This is a genomic window from Streptomyces sp. NPDC126510 (assembly GCF_040302345.1).
Lineage (GTDB): Bacteria > Actinomycetota > Actinomycetes > Streptomycetales > Streptomycetaceae > Streptomyces.
The window spans coordinates 63,261-81,656 of record NZ_JBEORR010000017.1 but is presented as its reverse complement, the minus strand read 5'-3'; the positions used below and the strand labels follow the sequence as shown (position 1 = coordinate 81,656).

Here is an 18,396-nt window from a genome sequence, read left to right as displayed (position 1 = left end):
CTTCGGCGCTTCCGTCGGGTGAATCCGGGGTCGCCCGTGCCGGAAACATCCCGGGAGGCGGAAGATTCACAGGGTGAGCGAAGGAGGAGGACCGCCCCGGCGGCTCGGGCGAGTACTGCGCGACGGGCTCGGTGTCCGCGGCGCCCTGCACCGGCGCCGGCTGATGCGGCAGGGTTACGACCGGACCAGGACCTGGCGGGTCCGCAAGAACGGCACGTACGTGGCACTGCTGGTGCTGACGTTCATCGGGGCGCTGCTCATGCTGTTCCTCGCCGTCACGGCCCTCATCACCCTGCCGCAGGACAAGAGCTTCCACTCGCCCGTCCGATGGATCAGCGATCAGTGCGACGGTAAGGACAATTTCAGCTGCAGCATCCTGCAGTCGCTGTTCATGCCGTTCCTCACCCTCGCCCTGGCCACCGTCACGTACCTGTTCTTCCGATTCCGCCACGTGCGCCAGGCCTATGTACGCAAGGCACTCGGAGACCCCCATGAACTCGTGGAGACCGCGGGCGGCATCTTCGGCCGGGTCGTCGGCCGCGACCAGCTCTGCGCCGTCCTCATGGAGGACCTGCGCGACCGCCGCTTCCGCCGCACCCATGTCGTCGTCGGCGGCATCGGCACCGGCAAGACAGCGCTGGTGGTGCTGCTGACCCAGAGGCTCGCGGAGCGTGGGGCCGTGCCCGTGCCGCTGCGGCTGCGCGCCGCCGAGAAGGACCTCGACTTCCGCGACCTGGCCTTCGCCCGCTTCTGCCGGGAGGTACAGGGCACCATCCGCTCCGGCGCGGAAGCGGAGAAGGTGTGGCGGCGGCTGAGCCAGCAGGGGCGGATCGTGGTGCTCGCGGACGGCCTGGACGAGGCGCTCACCGCCACCGCCCTGACGGAGGAGCGCGACACCATCATCCGGCTGGCCATCCGCCGGGCCAACGAGGAGGGGCTGCCGCTCATCATCACCTCCCGGCCGCACGACTCGCTGCGCGGCATGGAGGCCTCCCTCACCGAGCTGGAGCCGCTGAGCGAGGAGGCCGCCCTCACCTACATCTCCTCAGGGGGCGCGGGGGAAGACCGCCAGCGGCTGGACTGGATCGTCGAGCGGGCCGGCATCGCGGAGGCCCCGACCTATCTGGAGATCGCGGCCGAACTGCACGAGCAGGGCCTGCTGGAGCGCGCCCTCAGTGTCCCCACGGAGGAAGAGGCGGTGGAGACCAGGGGCGGCGACCGGGCGTCCTTGCGGTTCCATCTGTTCGAGACCTGGCTCAGCGCCCTCATCAGCGGCCGTTTCCGGCCGCACCTGCCGCTCTCCCCGGAGGAGCGCCGCTCGACCGTCCACTATCTGTCGGCGCTCGCGTGCGTGGGGCTCGCCCTCGACACCTCGGAGGTGCGGTTCGCCGACGTCGTCGACGAGCAGGACCCCGCCGACTCCCGCTTCCCCGAGATCGTCCGCGAACTGGCCCGCAGGGTCGGCGACAGCGGCATCGACCTCAGGCTTGCCGCCCACTGGGGCGCCCGGATGGAGCTGATCGAGCTCGGTGGGGACCGCGTCCGCTTCCAGCACAGCGTCATCCAGGCCCAGTTGGGCGCCCGTTTCCTGAACGCGGTGATCCATCCCGACGTCCCGGACGAACCCCGCGAGGGGTCGTTCTTCCCGGCGGCCCTGCGGAGTCCGGGCCGGGAGCTGCTGATCGCCATGGTGCTCCACTCCCGGCTGCCGGACGGCGCGTGCGTCCACGACGAGCCGGGCGCGGCGGGCCCGGACGGGACCTGCTGGTGCCCGGTGAGCGCCGCCCGCGACCTCCTGATGGAGGCCGCCTGCCAGGCGCAGTCGTTCCGCACCTGCGGCCAGGGCGACGACGACGAACGGGAGGTGCGCCCGCTCTTCGGCCGCACCCTGCACAGCAAGGCCCTGGAGCTCTACGCGGCCGCTCTGGAGATCGACAGTGTCGACGCCGAGCCGGAACAGCACCTGATCGCCATGCGGCTGTGCACCTCCTGGCCCGAGCTGCGGGCCCGCGACCCGCACACCCTGCAAACCGCCAAGGCCCTGCTCGTGACCCGGTTCGGCGAGGCCATGCGCGGGGTCGCCCAGCGCCAGACCCTCCGGCCCGCCTACCTGGAACTCTTCGAGATCGCGCGCCTGGAGCCCTCGTACGCCGTCCGTCACGCCATCGCGCAGGAGATCGGCGCCGGCGGCGACCTCGCCTTCGAGGCGCTCCAGCCCAGACTGCGCGGACCGCAGGTGGTCGAGAGCGGGCGGGTCGAGCGGGAGCCCGACTGGACCGAGGAGATGTGGGGCGGCCAGCAGCCCGAGGTCGTCGGCGAGCGCGAGAGCCGGCGCCGACGGCACGGCGAGGGCCAGGTCGCCCGAATGAAGCGGGAACTGAAGGAGCGTGAGCAGCAGCGGCGTCAGGAGCGGAGACGGGAGCGTGAGGACCGCGAGGCCGAGGAACGGCAGTGGCGGGACAACACCCTGTGCGCCTGGCTGGTCCCGCTGCTCGTCGGCTCGGTCACCACCCACCGGCACCAGGACACGCCGTACGCCTTCCTGGAGAGCTGGGTGCGCCGCGTCGGCATCCCCGAGGACAGCCCGGACGCGCGCGCCCGGCTCGACCTCAACGTGGAGGTGGCACTCGCCCAGGGCTTCAAGTACGCGGCGAACCGACGGCACCGTCATCCGCACGCCCGGTCCGAGGCCCGCGAGTACCTCAGCGAACAGGCCTGGGACATGCTCAAGCGCACCCGCTTCTGGTTCACCCGCCTGACACTGCTGCACGCGCTGACCCTCTGGGACCTGCCGGACGGCGCCACGGTCTCCCACCCCGCGAGCGGCCACGGTTCCGACCCCGCCCAGCAGGTCCGTCAATGGCTGGCACGGCCGGACGGAGAGCCGGAGCACCCCTTCGTGACGGCGGCCGGGAAGCTGTGCGTGTGGGCGCTCGAGACCCGGCAGCCCGAACGGTTCCTGTGGATCGACGAGTCGGGCGTCGCCGCGCACGTCGGCTCCCAGACGTCCCGGGGCGAAGCCCGCAAGCACAACCTCTGGATTCCGCCCTCCACCGGCTGGAGCGCCCTCCACCCGAGCGCGCAGCAGCTCCTCGCCGACGTGCTGCTGCTGCTCAACCTGGCCGAACGCGGCGACTGGCCCACCGACCGCATCCGCCGCCTGCAGCACACCGCCCGCCCCGACCTGCCGCCCTGCCTCACCCTGGACCGCAGCCCGCTCGACCCCGCCCGTACCACCGTCCGCACGGCCTCCTCCCAGGCGGGCTCCAACTGCCGCGACGACTGCGCCTTCGAACTGTGCCCCTACCCGCCCAAGGGCCTCGACGGCCAGCGCGTCGAACTCGGCGAGGCCTTCTGCCGCGCCCAGGCCACCCTCCTGTCCCACTCCCGCTCCGGCCTGCATCCCAAGGCGTCCTGGCAGCGCCGCACGGACATCGCGGAGTTGCGGGCTTTCTGGGAGTCGATGGGGCATCGGGCGCAGCACAACTCCCGGCCGCGGTGAGCGGGCGCCGCATACGCACGGTCCGGTCCGGGCCGCCCGGCGACCGGGACGTGGCGGGCATCGGTCACGGCCGCGGCCGGGGGAACGTCTCCAGCGCCGCGACCAGGCCCTCCGCGTCCGTGCCGATCTTGCGGTAGACGGACGAGAGCAGCCGTCGCACCCCCTCCTCGGTGAGGCGCAGTTCCTTGGCCACGACCGCCGAGGCATGGCCCCCCACCGTCATCTCGGCGGCCTTGCGCTCCTGCGCGGTGAGCGTGTCCGTCTGGGCGTAGCGCAGGGGCAGCGGCCGCAGTCCGGCCGCCGACAGCTCCCGCCTGGCGCGGGCGGCGAGGCCCTCGGCACCGCAGTGCACCGCGCCTTCCAGGCCCTGGTAGAGACGATCGGCGGCCTGGTGCAGACGGCCGTCGCGGGCCAGCGCGGCGCCGTGGCCGACCAGGGCACGGGCCAGTTCGTACGCCGCGGGCGACTGTTGCAGATGGTCGACGGCCTGCGCGTGCAGATCGAGCCCCGCCTCACCGCCCGTCACCTCCGCCTGAGCTTGGAGCGCCTGGCCGATCGCGGATGCCGCGCCGAAGTCCCGGGCCCGCTTCACCGCGTCCCGGGCGTGGCGCACCGCCCGGTCGGGAGCACTGCGCGACAGGGCCGAGGCCAGCCCCAGCTGCCAGGGGCACCATGAGGGGTTGCGCCATTCCCGGCCCTCCAGCCAATCGCCGACGTCGGTCAGCAGGGCGGCGGCCTCGTCGGTCCGGCCCTCCGCGAGGAGCAGTTCGGCGTAGACGGTGCGCGGGTCGGGGTAGATGACGGCGTTCGGGATGACGTCGCCGTAGTGGTACGAGTCGGCGAGCCGGCGTGCCGCCACGACCCGGCCGCGGGCCAGGAGCGTCTGGATGAGGATGCCGACGGCGAACCACTGGGCGGGCACCGCGCCTTCCACCCGGTCGGCGATGCGCAGACCCTCCCGCACCAGGTTCTCGGCTTCGGCCAGAAGGCCGCGGCGGTAGCGGATGTACCCGGAGAGCGTCTGGCCCAGGGCCAGGTGGGAACCGCGCCAGCCCTTCGACTCGCACTCGGCCATGCCCTTCGCGAACAGCTCCTCGGCACGTCGGGGCTGGTCGCAGTACATGAACACCAGCGCGACCGAGACGGGCACCTCGAAGCCGTGGTTCTCATGGGTCCAGCTCAGCCCGCCGCGCAGGGCCTCCTCGGCATACGAGAGCGCCTTCCGGCGGGGCTCGCCGCACATCATCGCGTCCCAGGCGCGCGACCCGATGATGTAGCGCTCCTCCAGACCACGTCCGGGCAGGCGGTCGGCGAGCCGGGCCAGCTTCCGCGAACGGCCGGCCGAGTCCGGCTCGTCGGTGCGGAACGCGCTCCACACGAAGTGGTCGGCCTGCATCCGCAGCCGGATCCGGGGATGCGCGGCGGCCCGGTGCGCCTCGTCCGCGGCCACCGTCGCGGCCTCCGCCATCCGGTCGGTGTGGGCCAGGGCCTGGGTCAGCCGGTACACCATCGCGGCACGCAACTCGGGATCGACGCCCGGTTCCGCGAGCGCCTGACGCAGATGCGTCACGGTCGCCGTCGGCTCGATGAGGAAGGTCGCGCAGGCGAGTTCGTGCAGCAGCGCTGCACGCTCCTCCGGCATCGGTGGCTCTTGCAGGGCCCGGTTCAGCAGCCGCCGGGCCGCCTCCGGGGCGCCGGAGTGCAGCGCCTCCCGGGCGGCCTCCCGCAGACAGGCCACGGCCTCGGTGCTGCCCTCGCAGGGGACTTCCAGCAGGTGGCGGGCCGCGGCGGCGGGGCCGAGCCCGGCCGCCCGGAGGGCCTCCGCGGCCGAGTTGTGCAGTCCCTCCCGCAGGCTCGGCCCGATGGACCGGTAGATGGTTGTGGCGATCAGCGGGTGGAGGAACTCCAGGCTCCCTCCGGGCACTTCGCCGTCGGCCAGCACACGGGCGGCGCGCAGCTTCTCCGTGGCCTCGGCCGCCGCCGTGCTGCCGATCGCCGCGATTCGGGCGGCCAGTTCCGGTGAGATGGCCCGCCCGAGGACGGCCGCGGCGTAGGCGAAGCGGACAGTGCTGGTACCGAACCCCCGGAGCCGCTCGATCAGCCCGGGCCCCTTCACCGCGGCGGCCAGGTCACGCATGGCGGGCAGGTCCGCGCTCGTGCCCCTCAGCCTGCGCTCGCCGAGCCTGATGGAGAGTTCCACCGCCTCGAACGGGCTCCCTCCGGTGACCTCCCAGCACTCTTCGCAGAACGCGTCCTCGGCCTCCTCGCCGACCTCGTCCCGGACGATCCGGGCCACGGCCGTGGCACTGAGCGGCGCCAGAGTGAAGGGACGGCTCCCCAGGTCGGCGGACGGGGAGCTGAAGGCCGCTGCCTCGAGCGGCAGTCCGTCGGGCCGGAAGGCGACCACGATCAGCATCGACAGGTCCACGGCCCGGGGCGCGAACGAGGCCAGCCAGGTCAGCGACTCGACGTCGGCCCAGTGCAGATCGTCCAGCAGCAGGACCACGGGCGTCTTCATCACCGCCAGGCGCGTCATCACCCAGTCGAGACCGTCCCGGACCCCGGTCGGGTCCGGGACATGGCCGCTCGGCGTGGCGACCAGACCGAGAGCGGCGGCGACGATGTCGTACCAGCCGCCCAGGAAGGTACGGAGCTCCTCTTCGTCCATCGGCGCCAGCGCGGGCTGAACGACCTGGCGCACCAGGTGGAACGCCAGCTCCTGCTCCTTCTCGCCGCCCCTGCCCGACAGCACGGTGAACCCCTGTGCCCGGGCACGGGCGCGGGCCTCGGTCAACAGGGCGGTCTTGCCCATCCCGGCCGGACCGGTGAAGGCGAGGAGCCCACCGCGCGGTGCCTGAGGGACGCCCTCGACGGCGTCCCGCAGGCCCCTCAACGCCGAGTCCAGTGCCCGCAGCTCCTTGCGGCGCTCGAGCAACGGCCGGTTCTCGGGCGTGGGTTGCCGCAGCTCATTCGCCATGTGCCGTACCGCTTCCTGTCGTCGGCCATCGGGAGGCAGCGCGAGCGTACGCCTCCCGAGGGACACCGTTCCGGAATCCGGAACGAGCACGACAAAGAAGGGTGAATGACCTTCTACAGCCGCGTGAAATGCGGGCAGGGCGGGTACCGTGGCCCGAATGGGCACCCGCCCGGCACTCTGACGACGCGCCCTCTCACCGCAGGCCCGGAGCCGCCGCGTCCGCGTAGCGCGGCACGGTGCGGGACCAGTAGTAGCAGCCACGGATCCAGCCGGCCATGCCTTCCACGTAGCCGACGCCCGAAGGGCTCAACTCCGGTTCGATCTCGGCGTAGAGGCTCTCGAACTCGCGGATCGTGCGGTTGATCTGCTGGATGGCCAGGGTGACGGCCATCGGCAGGGAACACCGATGGGCCCGCTGGTAGGCGAGCGCCAGGTTGATCATTTCGCCGGACCGCTGCTCCTTGACAGCGGAGAAGAGGTCGGGGATCCACACCGCGGCGTCGGCCGACAGCCGGCTCAGCTGCCGCATGACCGGGTGATGGAGTTCCGCGGAGGTCAGCTCGCACGGCTGCGCGGCCTCGCACAGCGGATGGAAGGGCTCGACGCCCGCGGTGAGGGACCGTATCGACGTGCACAGCCCGGGCCGCAGGGGGGAGGGGTGGGTCTGGGCCACCGCCTCGTACAGCAGTCCGTGCACGTACTCGCGGCTCTTCCACGCCCAGCGGGCGGCCTGTGCGGGTGTGCACCGGGCGCGGACCTGCCGGTAGAGGTCGGACAGGGCCGCTCCCAGCGGGGTGTCGGGCGGTGCGCCGTCCCGCAGGATCGCGATGCTCTCGCCCAGCATGGGCAGCAGCCGGCCGGGCCGGTGCCGGCCGACCTCCTCGGCCCGGTCGTCGAAGACGAACTGGTAGGCGATCTGGTGGGCTACGAGCTGCAGGATGCCGGGATCCGCGTCGGGGCTGTTGTAGGAGGCGAGTTCGGCCGGGCGCGTGTGGGAGATCATGGCCGGGACGCCTGGTTCGTCGCTCAGTCCCGTCCCGCGCAGCCACTCGTCGACACCCGCCGTGACAGCCGCCTCGTGCGGACTGCGCCGGAACGGGAAGGGCATGTAGAGGTGAGCGTCGATCAGCTCGGCCAAGGTGGACGCGGGAAGCACGTCCTGCGCGAGGGCCGCCCTTTCCTCATGCGTGGTGGACACCGTTGTCACCGTCCCTCCGGGTGTTCTCCGTCTTGGATGCCGCCCGCACGGTGCCCGGCGTGAGGGCGAGGCCGTGCGGCGCGGTGTCGCCCGGCGCGTCCGACCGTGATGCGCAGATCATCGTCAGGGACCTCGGCCCCAGCGTCGCCCCCGGGCGCGGGGAGGGGACGCGCCCGGCCGGATGCCGTAACCGCCAGCGACCGGCGATGGTCGCCAGGGCCACCGTCATCTCGGCCATGGAGAACAGGTCACCGATGCACTTGCGGTTGCCCGCCGCGAACGGGATCAGCGCCCCGTGCGGGCGGGCGGCGGCCTCGCCCGCCAGCCAGCGCTCGGGCAGGAACGCCTCGGGCTCCGGGAACGACGCGGGGTCGTGGTGCAGGAGATAGGGGCTGTACAGGACCGTGGTTCCCCGCGGCAGCCGGCGTCCGGCGAACTCGGTCTCCCGGGTGGTGACCCGCGTGAAGAGCCAGCCGGGAGGGGAGTGGCGCAGCGTCTCGGTGAGGACGGCCCGGGTGTAGACCAGACGCGGCAGGTCGTCGGCGTCCGGCAACCGGCCGGCGAGGACGGTGTCGACCTCGGCGTGCAGCCGCCGCTCCACGTCCGGGTGCCGGGCCAGGAGGCTGAAGGTGGAGGCCAGACACATCGAAGGGCTCTCGGAACCGGTGAGCAGGAGGGACACCAACTGGTCGTGGACCTCCCGCTCGGTGATCGAAGGCCCGCCGTCCGCGTCCGCTGCGGCGTTCAGCAGGAGCCCCAGCAGATCGTCGCGGGGAGCGCCCCCGCGGCGCTCGTCGATGGCCGTGCCGATGAGTTCGCGCACCCGGTCCACCGCCCGCCGGTAACGGCGGTTGGCGGGTGTGGGGAGACGGAAGAGGGCGTCGACCGGTACGACCGTGCGCACGAACAGGCCCCGCACGATGGCGGCGAGGCAGTGCCGCACCTCGTCGGTCGCGGCGGGACCCAGCGAGTCGGACAGCAGCAGCCGGCTGATCAGACGGGTCGTCAGACCCAGCGTGCCGGCACTGACATCGATTCGCTGCCCGCTGCGCCAGTCCCGGCACAGCGACGCGGCCTCCTCGGCCATGATGTCCGTCTGCGCGGCCACGCCGAGGGGGCGGAAAGTGGGTTGCAGCAAACGGCGCTGACGCCGGTGCTCGGCATGCGGGCAGGTGACGATCCCGTCACCCATCAGGGCCCGAAGCCTCTCGTACTGGGGTCCGCCCTTGTCGAAGGTGCGGGTGTCCCGGAGCATCCGGTGGACCAGTTCCGGGTGACACACCATCCACGCCCGCCGGGGGCCGAGGCGTATCTCGACCAGATCGCCCCGCGTGGGAAGAGAATTCAGAAAATCCAGCGGCCGGCGGAACAAGGCGATACCGTGGCCGATGGATGGGAATATGCCTGGAGCAGTACCAACTGTCCATGCCTGTTCCGATTCAGGAACGCAGCCGTTCATCGAATACCACCTGCTTCAGTCGACCTGGGAAAACGGTGACGTTTCACCGAAGTGGCGCTTGCCCCATGTCCTGCCCAGTCCAAGTGGGCCTCGACTTGGTGAACCCCTTCTCCAGGGGGGCGCACGGGTGCACGGGGTGGCGCTGGGTGAATCACTTCCCAAGCACGTCATGCCACGGGTGGTCTTCTTCCGCCGTTGAGGCTTATCGGCGATTTCTCACATCTTTTCCGTATGCACGCATCCGGAGAATGCACTTTCAGAAGCAGCCGCCGCCCTCCACGAGCCGGGCCAGGTTCGCCAGGGCCATACGCGTGCCCGTCTCGTTGTCGCCGGAGGGTACGGCGTCGGGGATGCCCTCGTGCACCATCAGCACGTCGGTGCCGCCGCCCTCCGCGTCGGTGAGCGTGGTCGTCAGCGTCATGGCGCCGCCCAGCGCCGGGTCGACGGTCTCGAACTCCAGCACCTCCACCACCTGCTCGTCCGGCACCAGTCGTGCGAAGTGCCCGTGATAGGTGTCGGTGCGCATGGCCGACTTCCCTGAGGCGTCCGGTGCCTCGTAGGTGAGCGAGACACGGAACCTGCCGCCCTCGCGGGCGTCGAACTCGTGCACCTCGCCGCTCATGCCGCTCGGCACCCGCCAGCGTGCGATCGCCTCCGCGCTCACCAGCGCCCGGTAGACGGCGGCACGAGGAGCGTCGACGTGGCCGGAGATCCGGGAGGTGTACATGGGGCCAGCCTAGGCGCCGCCCCGTGAATGGGCCCCGGACGCGGGCCGTCCGTACGAGGAACACCTATGCGGTGTGGTCCGCCCCGTTCGGCAGGGGCGGTTCCGACGCGAGGCGTCGCAGTTCCTCGTCGGTGAGGAGACGGGAGCGGAGCAGGAAACGGACGCCCTCCGGGGCCTCCAGGGAGAAGCCGCTGCCGCGCCCCGGGACCAGGTCCACGGTGAGATGGGTGTGCGACCAGTACGTGAACTGGTCGGCGCTCATCCAGAACGGCGTGTCCCCGGCCACGTGCCCCAGCAGGACGTCCGACGCACCCACCCGGAACTCGCCCCGGGGGTAGCACATCGGAGCGCTGCCGTCGCAGCAGCCGCCGGACTGGTGGAACATCACCGGCCCGTGCGTCCCGGTCAGCCGCCGCAGCAGGTCCTCGGCGGCGGGGGTGAGTTCGACACGTCCTGTGCGCACGGTCATGGGGCCCTCCTTGCGGCGACGGTGGGCCGGGAACCGGTCCGTATCGTGAGTGCTCCAGTATCCGCCGCCGTACCGGCAGGGGCCATGATGCTGGCGCGGCAGCGACGTCCTGCCGACCCGGCGACTCGACCGGGGCACTGGTTGAATGCCGGGTGTGACCGACATCGACACGCACCGGTCCGACCGTTGGCTCCGGTACTTCGCCCGACGTGGGTATCCCCGTGCCAGGCGGCTCGCTGCCGGGATGGAGGGGACCGTCTACCGGCTCCGGGACGGGACCGTGGCCAAGGTCTGGGACAGGCGCCCTCCGGAGGACTTCGGCCTCACCCGGCGGCTCTACGCCGACATCGCCGCGCATCCCCTGCCTTTCGGCACTCCTGAGATCCTCGACGTCGAGGAGCACGACGGAGTGCTCGTCAGCTACGAACGCGAGCTCGGGGGGCGCCCGTTGCGCTCGGACCAGGACGGTGGCGAGCCGCCCGCCCGTGACCTGCCCCGCAGCGAGACCGACGCCCTGCTCACCGTCCTGCGCGCACTGGCCTCCGTCCCGGGCAGCGAGGCCATGCGGCGCCTGGTGGTCCAGGGTGACGACCGGCCGCTCTGGCACGGCCACTCCCGCTTCCCCGACGCGCTCGCCGCCCTCGTGGAACGGGCGGCCGGCCGGAACCGGCACGCCCTCGCCGCGCGGGTGCCCGAACTCGCGGACGTCGTGTCCCGCACGACCGCCGCGCTGCGGGCGCTGCCCGACCGGGCCGACAGCGTCGTCCACGGCGACCTGGTGCCGCCCAACATCCACATGGACGAGACCGGACGCCCGGTCGCCGTCCTCGACTTCGGGTTCTGCACCACCGCCGGCGACCCCGCCTTCGAGGCCGCCGTCACGGCCGCCGTCTGGGACATGTACGGACCTCACGCCGCCCACCACACCGCCGAGCTGACCCGTCTCTTCGCCCGGGAACTGGGCCATGCCGAAGAGGTACTGGAGCTCTACCAGAGGGCCTACGCCCTCATCACCTACGACCTCTTCGGCATGGGCCCGGACGACGGGCACTTCCGCTGGTGCACCGCCCTGCTGCGGTGACGCCGACTACAGCAGATCGCGGGGGACCTTCTCGTTCCAGGTGCGGGAGAACACCCGGCGGTCAAACTCGTACGCGTCGAGGGTCGCGTCGACGAAGAAATCCGTCTCGTCGCACGTGAGCCGGGTGTGGGTGACCACCCGGACGTCCCAGTCGTCCCGCCCGAACCGCATGGTCCACGTGGTCTCGCCGCCGACCGAGGTGAAGTCGTCGGCGACCGCCGTGTAGCGCTCGTGGGCGCGGCGGCCGGCATCCAGACCGATGTCCTCGAAGCGGACCGTGCCCTGGTCCTTCACGATGTCCAGCTCGGAGCGGTAGTCCACCAGGTCTCGCTTGACCTCCCAGCGCTGCTCCCGCGGCGTCACCTGAGTCGTGGCCAAGGGGACAGTGCCCTCGGGTTCGCCGAAAGGTGACGACGGCACCTCGTCGGGCTCCTCCACCGGCCGCACCGGAAGGGTGAGCGTGCTGGAGTGCTCGTGCACGCTGAGCAGGGCCGGCTTCGGCGCCGGCCAGGCCAGCGGCCAGTAGGACGTCGACAGGGACAGCCGGATGCGGTGGCCGGGCGGGAACGCCTGCGCCACACCGTTCAGCGGGATGGTGGCCCGGTAGCGCCGCCCCGGCTCCAACGGTTCGGGATTCTCCGTGCTGTCACGGCGGGTCAGGTTCAGGATGCCGTACGAGACGCGCGTCGCGGCGCCGTCGGGGCTCACGTCGGACAGCCGCGCGGCCACCATGGCGACCGGCTCGCTGACCGACAGGTCGAGCTCCACGCTCGGCGAGCCGAGGATCTCCACCGGCTCGGTCAGCGGCTCGCTGTCGAAGACGAGGGAACCGCCGTCCTCCTCCCGCTGGTCGTAGGGCAGGTCCGGGGGCGCGTTGTAGGAGGCCCACTTGCCCGCGAACTGGCCGACGGACAGCGGCGAGCGCACGGTCATCGCCGCACCGCCCTCGGACACCTGTGCGGTCGCGTCCTGCGGGGGTCCGATGGTGTGCCGCGTGAGCGGGTGCGTGACGGGCCGGATGTGCGGGGACGGCCAGTCCGGCTCGCCCACCCAGCGGCCCGGCCGCTCCTCGTACGAGGTGGAGGGCGGCACGCTGTCCTGCATCCACGCCCGGAGCATCGGCCCGTCCATCACGCCGTTGTCGACGCCCTTGAGCCAGTGGTCCCACCACCGCACGAGCTCCTGGAGGTAGCCGATCGCGGGGCCGGGCTCCCCGAGGTGGGGGAACTTGTGCGACCAGGGGCCGATCAGCCCCTTGCGGGGCACGTCCAGGTTCCCGAGCAGCCGGGTCACGGCATTGGAGTAGCCGTCCGCCCAGCCGCTGGAGGCCAGGACCGGACATCGCACGCTCGTGTAGTCCTCGCACACCGAGGCATGCCGCCAGTAGTCGTCGCGGCGCTGGTGCCGCAGCCACTCCAGCACCCAGGGCTCGGTGTTCTCCAGCCGCTCGTGCCACATCTCGCGCCAGCGGTCGCCGACCACCGCCGGGTCGGGCGGGCAGGTGCCGTAGGCGAACATGGTGCCCGCCTCGGCCAGGTTGTCCGACAGCAGGGCGCCGCCCATGTAGTGCATGTCGTCGGAGTGCCGGTCGTCCGTGAAGGACGCGATGGCGATGGCCTTCAGGCTCGGCGGCCGGCGGGCCGCCACCTGCAGCGCCGCGAAGGCGCCCCAGGAGATGCCCATCATGCCCGTGCCGCCGTCGCACCAGGGCTGCTCCGCCAGCCAGGCCAGGACCTCCTCGGCGTCCGCCTGCTCCCGTTCCAGGTACTCGTCGCGCAGCACGCCCTCCGAGTCACCGGTGCCGCGCAGGTCGACGCGGACACAGGCGTAACCGTGGCCGGCGAGGTAGGGGTGGTGGATCGAGTCCCGTACGGCCGTCAGATCGCGCTTGCGGTACGGGATGTACTCCAGCACCGCCGGCACCGGCTCCTGGTCCGAGGAGGTGGGGCGCCAGATGTGCGCGGAGAGCCGGACCCCGTCGGACATCGGGATCGTGACGTGCTCTTCTTCCTTCGTCTCGTACGGCAGGTTGCTCACGTAACGCATGGAAGTGACGTGCTCCTCACTTTCGCGCGGCGTCGGTCCCGGCCGGGGCGTCCTCGAAGGCCAGGCCCAGGGCGGCCACGCAGTGGTCGAACTTCTCCCGCAGCTCCGCCTCGTCGGCTCCGCCGGTGTAGATGTGCGCCAGCTCATAGCTGTAGCTGTCCTGCCCGGGCAGCTCCGAGAGCCTGTCGCCCTGGCCGGGGATCACCTCGATGCGGACGCCCGGGGTCTCCCGCTCGATGCGGGCGATCTCCTCGGGGCCCGGCACCCGGCGCACCACACCGTCGGTGAACCAGCGGTGGTACCACTTCGCCGCCATCGCGTAGGGGCCCTCGCGGTGCGGCATGTGCGGGTCCTCGCCGAGGGCGAGACGGACCATGCAGTGGTGGTTGGGCACGCCGTCGACGTACTGGAACAGCTCCGCGTGCGACTGGGAGTGCCGCGGGTTGATCTCCAGCAGGTTGATCTCCTGGGTCCGCGGGTCGTAGAAGTACTCGATGCTGAAGGTGGCCGAGTCCATCCCGATCTGCCGCATCACGCGCTCGCTCACGTCATGCAGCTGGGCGATGACCGGGGGCGGCAGCATCGAGGGGTACTGGTGGCGCAGGAAGCAGGAGGAGTCCGGGTACTGGATGGAGTCCAGGACCCCGTAGACCGTCACCTCGCCCTGGTGGACGTAGCCCTCGACGGCGACCTGGACGCCGGACATCGCCTCCTCGGCGAGACAGACCCGGCCGCCCACGCCGTGCATCTCCGGCGGCAGGTCGATGCGTTCGAGGATGTGCTCGAAGGGACGGCCGATGCGGGAGATGCCGTCGCGGATCTCGGCGACCGCCTTGCGGAACTCCTCCTCGTCATCCACTCCGAAGGCGAGCTCGGAGGAGTACGAGAGAGCGGGCTTGAGCCACATCGGGAAGGTCACGTCCTCCGGCGGGCGCGGCGGCTCGGCCGACAGGTCGACCTGGCCGAAGCGCGGGTGCCGGTCGGTGGCCTTCTGCTGCTCCAGCCGGCTCCAGTACTTGTGCTCGCACTTGACCACGGACTCCAGGCTGGTGCTGCGGGTGCCGTAGCGCTCGCTCAGCATCGGGACGAGCGTGCTGACCGGGAAGTCCCAGTAGCCGACGATCGCGTCGATGCTGCCGTCGAACGCGTCGAGCACGCCCTGGGCCCTGTCGAGCAGTGTCGGCAGGTCCACCTCGCCGACCTGGAGCTCCTCGATCGTCAGCAGCTGGTGAAAACGCAGCTGGTCGGCTCCCGGGACCTGCTGGAGCGTGGGCAGGTTGGCCTCGTCGAGCCCGATCACGAAGACGTTCTTCACCGTCTCGTCAGACACGGCTCTCCTTCCGACGACGTACGGCCCGAAGGCCGGCTTGCAAGATCGTCGGAGTACCCCTCGTGCTTCCCGGCATTCCGCTCCGGACACCGCGCCCCCTTCCGGACGACAGGGGACATGCCTGCCGCCGTGGTGGGAACGCGGCCCGGGCAAGGACGGCGTGACAGGCGAGCCGAGCCACGCCGTGGACGACACCGGCAAAGGGGAAGATGTGCAGCCCGAGCAGGAAAAGTCCGCACCCCAGGTCGTGTCCGAGCCGGACCCGCCCTATGACTCCGACAAGCAGCGGCGGCCCGGCCTCGAGGCCGACATGCGCACCGAGCCGCGCTACCGGGCGAGCCGTTACCGGGCCGCGGGGAAACTGGAGGGGAGGACCGCACTGATCACCGGCGGCGACTCCGGCATCGGCAGGGCCGTGGCGCTGCTGTACGCGCGCGAGGGCGCCGACGTCGCCGTCGTCCACCTTCCCGAGGAACAGGTGGACGCCGAGCGCGTGCGCGGCGAGGTGGAGGAGCAGGGCAGGCGCTGTCTGCTGCTGCCCGGCGACCTCACCGACCCTAAGTTCTGCCGAGCGGCCGTCGAACGGACGGTGGCGGAACTCGGGGGCCTGAACATCCTGGTGAGCAACGCGGCCTACCTCAACAGCAAACTGGAACTGGAGCAGCTGACCGCGGAGGACTTCGACCTGACGTTCAAGACGAACGTCTACGCGTACTTCCACCTGCTCATGGCCGCCCTGCCCCATCTCGGCCCCGGCGACGCGGTCATCGCCACCGCGACCGAGGAGGCCCTCAAGGGCAGTACCACGATGATCGACTACGCGGCGTCCAAGGCCGCACTGATCACATTGACCAAGTCCGTCGCCGTGCACCTGGCCAAGCGGGGGGTGCGGGCCAACGTGGTCGCGCCGGGGCCGACCTGGACACCCCTCAACGAGGCGGATCCGCACATGCCGCCGGACGGGCTCGCCCACATCGGCAGCGAGGCCCCGCTGGAGCGCGCGGCCCAGCCCGAGGAGATCGCACCGACGTATGTCTACCTCGCCTCCGACGCCGACTCCAGCTACACGGTCGGCGAGGTCATCGCGGTGACCGGCGGCATCGTCGACACCCGGTAGCCCGGCTCACACCCCGGCGGGCAGGGGCTGTTCCGCCCAGATGGTCTTGCCCGTGGCCGTCTGGCGGCTGCCCCACCGCTCGGCGAGCTGCGCGACGAGCAGCAGCCCCCGCCCGCCCTCGTCGAAGACCCGGGCCCGGCGCAGATGCGGCGCGGTGCTGCTGCCGTCGGACACCTCGCAGATGAGGGTCGCGTCGCGGATCAGCCGCAGCTCGATGGGGGCGCCGCCGTACCGCAGCGCGTTGGTGACCAGTTCGCTGACGATCAGTTCGGTGGCGAACTCCGCCTCCGTGAGCCCCCATTCGGCCAGCTGCTCACCGGCCATCTTGCGCGCCCGGGCCACGGCCGCGGGGTCCGGTGGCAGCTGCCAGGTGCGGACCTTCCCGGCGTCGAGCACGGTCGTCCGCGCCAGCATCAGCACGACGTCGTCGTCGGGCCGGCCGGTCAGCAGCGTGCGCAGCACCTGTTCGCAGGTCTCTTCCAACGCGCCCGCCGGGCTGCTCAGTGCCTGGCGCAGCAGGGCGGTGCCGGCCTCAAGGTCGTGCCCCGGCGCCTCGAGCAGACCGTCGGTGTAGAGGGCGAGCGTGCTGTTCTCCTCCAGCTGTATCTCGGAGGCCTCGAACGGCAGGCCGCCCAGACCCAGCGGCGGCCCGGCCGGCAGGTCCAGGAACCGTACGCCGCCGTCGGGCGTGACCAGCGCGGGCGGCGGATGCCCGGCGCGGGCCATGGTGCAGCGGCGGGACACCGGGTCGTACACGGCGTACAGACAGGTGGCGCCGACCTGCCCCGGCGTCTCCTCCGCCCCGCGCACCCCCGGGCCCTCCTCCCGGTCGAGCCGGATGACCAGGTCGTCCAGCTGGGTGAGCAGCTCGTCGGGGGCGAGATCGACATCGGCGAGCGTGCGTACCGCGGTCCGCAGGCGGCCCATCGTGGCCGACGCGTGGATGCCGTGGCCGACCACGTCGCCCACCACCAGGGCCACGCGGGTGCCGGACAGCGGGATCACGTCGAACCAGTCGCCTCCGATGTCCGCACCGGACCCGGTCGGCAGGTAGCGGTAGGCGATGTCCATCGCCGCCAGGTCCGGAAGCCGCTCGGGCAGCAGACTGCGCTGGAGGGCCAGCGCCATGCGGCGCTCCCTCGTGAAGCGCCGGGCGTTGTCCACGCTCACCGCGGCCCGGGCGACGATGTCCTCCGCGAGCAGCAGGTCGTCCTCGCTGAACGCGTCAGGGGTCCGGTGGCGCAGGAAGTGCACCATGCCCAGGGTCACACCCCGGGCGCGCAGCGGCACCATCATCACCGAGTGGATCAGATACCTGGACACGGTCTCGGCCCGGTCGGGGGAGGACTCGAGCCACTCCAGCAGATCCGGATCCCCCGGCCGGTGCCGGGCGCCCCGCTCGGCGGCCAGGGTCCGCAGCGGAAGCGTCCCCACCGGGTAGCGGATCGCGCCGCCCGGCGCCACCACCGACTCCGGGCAGCCTTCCAGTACCGACCGCTGCGCGCTGCGCCGCAGCATGACCGGCGAGTCCGGCGGCAGCGGTCCCGGCTCGTCGCCCCGGGCCACGGATTCCAGCAGATCCACGGTGACGAAGTCCGCGAACCCCGCGGTGACGGCCACCTCCGCCATCTCCTCGGCCGTCCGGGTCACGTCCAGGGTGCTCCCGATCCGCAGACTCGCCTCGTTGATCACCGCCAGCCGCCGCCGGGCCCAGGACTGCTCCGTGGTGTCGAACACGGTGGCCGAGATGCCCTGGACCGTGCCGGTCTCGTCCTTCAGCGGTGAGAGGAACATGGACCAGGCGTGTGGCCGGATCTCGCCCGGGGCCGTGCCGTGCTCCTCGTGGAAGATCATCTCACCGGTGCGCAGGACCTGTCGCTGAAGGCGGTCATAGGTGTCGAAGGGCGGGTTCGGCTCGATCTCCCACAGGGTCAGGCCCCGCATCTCCTCCACCGACCTGCCCATCACCTCCGCCATGATGTCGTTGGCACCGACCAGCCGGGCGTCCCGGTCGTAGACGGCCACCGGCACGGGGAGCTGGGCGAGCGTGAGGTCCCACAGGGGCAGAGGCCCGGGCGCGGCCCGCGGGTACGCCGGCACGGTGCCGGTCACGAGCCAGAGCCGCCGGCCCTCCGCGTCCCGCAGCGGCGTCCCCCGCAGCCGGACCACGACCCGGTCTCCGTCCCGGTGCCGCAGCGCCACCTCGCCGGACCACGGCCGGCCCTCGGCGACATGCCGCCGCGTCGATTCGGGGAGGTCGGTGGTGAGCAGGTCGGTGACGGGCCGGCCCACGAGTTCGGCGGGTTCGTGCCCGAGCAGGCGGCGGGCACCGTCGCTCCACACCATGATCACCCCGCCGGCGTCGACGACGACCGCCAAGTCCTCCGGTACGCGTCCCTGCACGGTGCCTCCGGATGTACCGCACCTGCCTACTCGGTCCCTGCACCCGATTGTCCCGCTACCGGCTCGCTGAGGCTCGTCTGCCGAGAG

Annotated in this window: 11 protein-coding genes; 3 read left to right on the top strand and 8 right to left on the bottom strand. The window is 71.8% G+C overall.

Annotated features, from left to right (window positions below; genetic code table 11):
* Positions 1 to 73: 73 nt before the first annotated feature.
* Positions 74 to 3,502, top strand: a complete 3,429-nt coding sequence (locus tag ABTX60_RS24205; RefSeq protein ID WP_352099094.1) for an NACHT domain-containing protein — start codon at positions 74 to 76, stop codon at positions 3,500 to 3,502.
* A gap of 64 nt (positions 3,503 to 3,566) precedes the next feature.
* Here the strand turns inward: ABTX60_RS24205 and ABTX60_RS24200 are convergent, their stop codons facing one another.
* The 5 genes from ABTX60_RS24200 to ABTX60_RS24180 form a co-directional block, all read right to left on the bottom strand.
* On the bottom strand, positions 3,567 to 6,479 hold the full coding sequence (locus ABTX60_RS24200; RefSeq protein ID WP_352099093.1) for an ATP-binding protein: 2,913 nt from the start codon (positions 6,477 to 6,479) through the stop codon (positions 3,567 to 3,569).
* Between the two features lie 193 nt (positions 6,480 to 6,672).
* Positions 6,673 to 7,677 (bottom strand): (-)-alpha-amorphene synthase, encoded by a 1,005-nt coding sequence (locus tag ABTX60_RS24195; protein ID WP_352099092.1) that lies wholly within the window; start codon positions 7,675 to 7,677, stop codon positions 6,673 to 6,675.
* Positions 7,661 to 9,049, bottom strand: coding sequence for a cytochrome P450 (locus ABTX60_RS24190; RefSeq protein ID WP_352099091.1), 1,389 nt, complete (start codon positions 9,047 to 9,049; stop codon positions 7,661 to 7,663). Before ABTX60_RS24190 ends, ABTX60_RS24195 begins: the two co-directional genes overlap by 17 nt.
* 343 nt (positions 9,050 to 9,392) lie before the next feature.
* Positions 9,393 to 9,863 (bottom strand): SRPBCC domain-containing protein, encoded by a 471-nt coding sequence (locus ABTX60_RS24185; RefSeq protein ID WP_352099090.1) that lies wholly within the window; start codon positions 9,861 to 9,863, stop codon positions 9,393 to 9,395.
* Between the two features lie 64 nt (positions 9,864 to 9,927).
* Positions 9,928 to 10,332 (bottom strand): DUF779 domain-containing protein, encoded by a 405-nt coding sequence (locus ABTX60_RS24180; RefSeq protein WP_352099089.1) that lies wholly within the window; start codon positions 10,330 to 10,332, stop codon positions 9,928 to 9,930.
* Positions 10,333 to 10,477: 145 nt separating this feature from the next.
* Here ABTX60_RS24180 and ABTX60_RS24175 point away from each other — a divergent pair, with 145 nt between their 5' ends.
* Positions 10,478 to 11,413: a phosphotransferase family protein gene (locus ABTX60_RS24175; RefSeq protein WP_352099088.1), complete on the top strand. Its 936-nt coding sequence runs from the start codon at positions 10,478 to 10,480 to the stop codon at positions 11,411 to 11,413.
* Between the two features lie 6 nt (positions 11,414 to 11,419).
* Here ABTX60_RS24175 and ABTX60_RS24170 read toward each other — a convergent pair whose 3' ends face one another.
* Together ABTX60_RS24170 and ABTX60_RS24165 are read right to left on the bottom strand one after the other, a co-directional pair.
* Positions 11,420 to 13,459, bottom strand: a complete 2,040-nt coding sequence (locus ABTX60_RS24170; RefSeq protein ID WP_352099087.1) for a CocE/NonD family hydrolase — start codon at positions 13,457 to 13,459, stop codon at positions 11,420 to 11,422.
* A 16-nt stretch (positions 13,460 to 13,475) separates the two neighbouring features.
* Positions 13,476 to 14,789 carry an ATP-grasp domain-containing protein gene (locus ABTX60_RS24165; protein WP_352099086.1) on the bottom strand — a complete coding sequence of 438 codons (1,314 nt, stop codon included), beginning with the start codon at positions 14,787 to 14,789 and terminating at the stop codon, positions 13,476 to 13,478.
* 211 nt (positions 14,790 to 15,000) lie between these two features.
* Here ABTX60_RS24165 and ABTX60_RS24160 point away from each other — a divergent pair, with 211 nt between their 5' ends.
* Positions 15,001 to 15,906, top strand: a complete 906-nt coding sequence (locus tag ABTX60_RS24160) for an SDR family oxidoreductase (RefSeq protein WP_352099171.1) — start codon at positions 15,001 to 15,003, stop codon at positions 15,904 to 15,906.
* Positions 15,907 to 15,912: 6 nt separating this feature from the next.
* On the opposite strand, the gene ABTX60_RS24155 is transcribed toward ABTX60_RS24160, so the two are convergent.
* Positions 15,913 to 18,309: a SpoIIE family protein phosphatase gene (locus tag ABTX60_RS24155; RefSeq protein ID WP_352099085.1), complete on the bottom strand. Its 2,397-nt coding sequence runs from the start codon at positions 18,307 to 18,309 to the stop codon at positions 15,913 to 15,915.
* Positions 18,310 to 18,396: the final 87 nt, after the last annotated feature.

Bases quoted from the DNA above. Each gene is read 5' to 3' on its own strand.
- ABTX60_RS24170 (WP_352099087.1), bottom strand. From the start codon at position 13,459: ATGCGTTACGTGAGCAACCTGCCGTACGAGACGAAGGAAGAAGAGCAC.
- ABTX60_RS24175 (WP_352099088.1), top strand. From the start codon at position 10,478: ATGCCGGGTGTGACCGACATCGACACGCACCGGTCCGACCGTTGGCTC.
- ABTX60_RS24200 (WP_352099093.1), bottom strand. From the start codon at position 6,479: ATGGCGAATGAGCTGCGGCAACCCACGCCCGAGAACCGGCCGTTGCTC.
- ABTX60_RS24185 (WP_352099090.1), bottom strand. From the start codon at position 9,863: ATGTACACCTCCCGGATCTCCGGCCACGTCGACGCTCCTCGTGCCGCC.
- ABTX60_RS24180 (WP_352099089.1), bottom strand. From the start codon at position 10,332: ATGACCGTGCGCACAGGACGTGTCGAACTCACCCCCGCCGCCGAGGAC.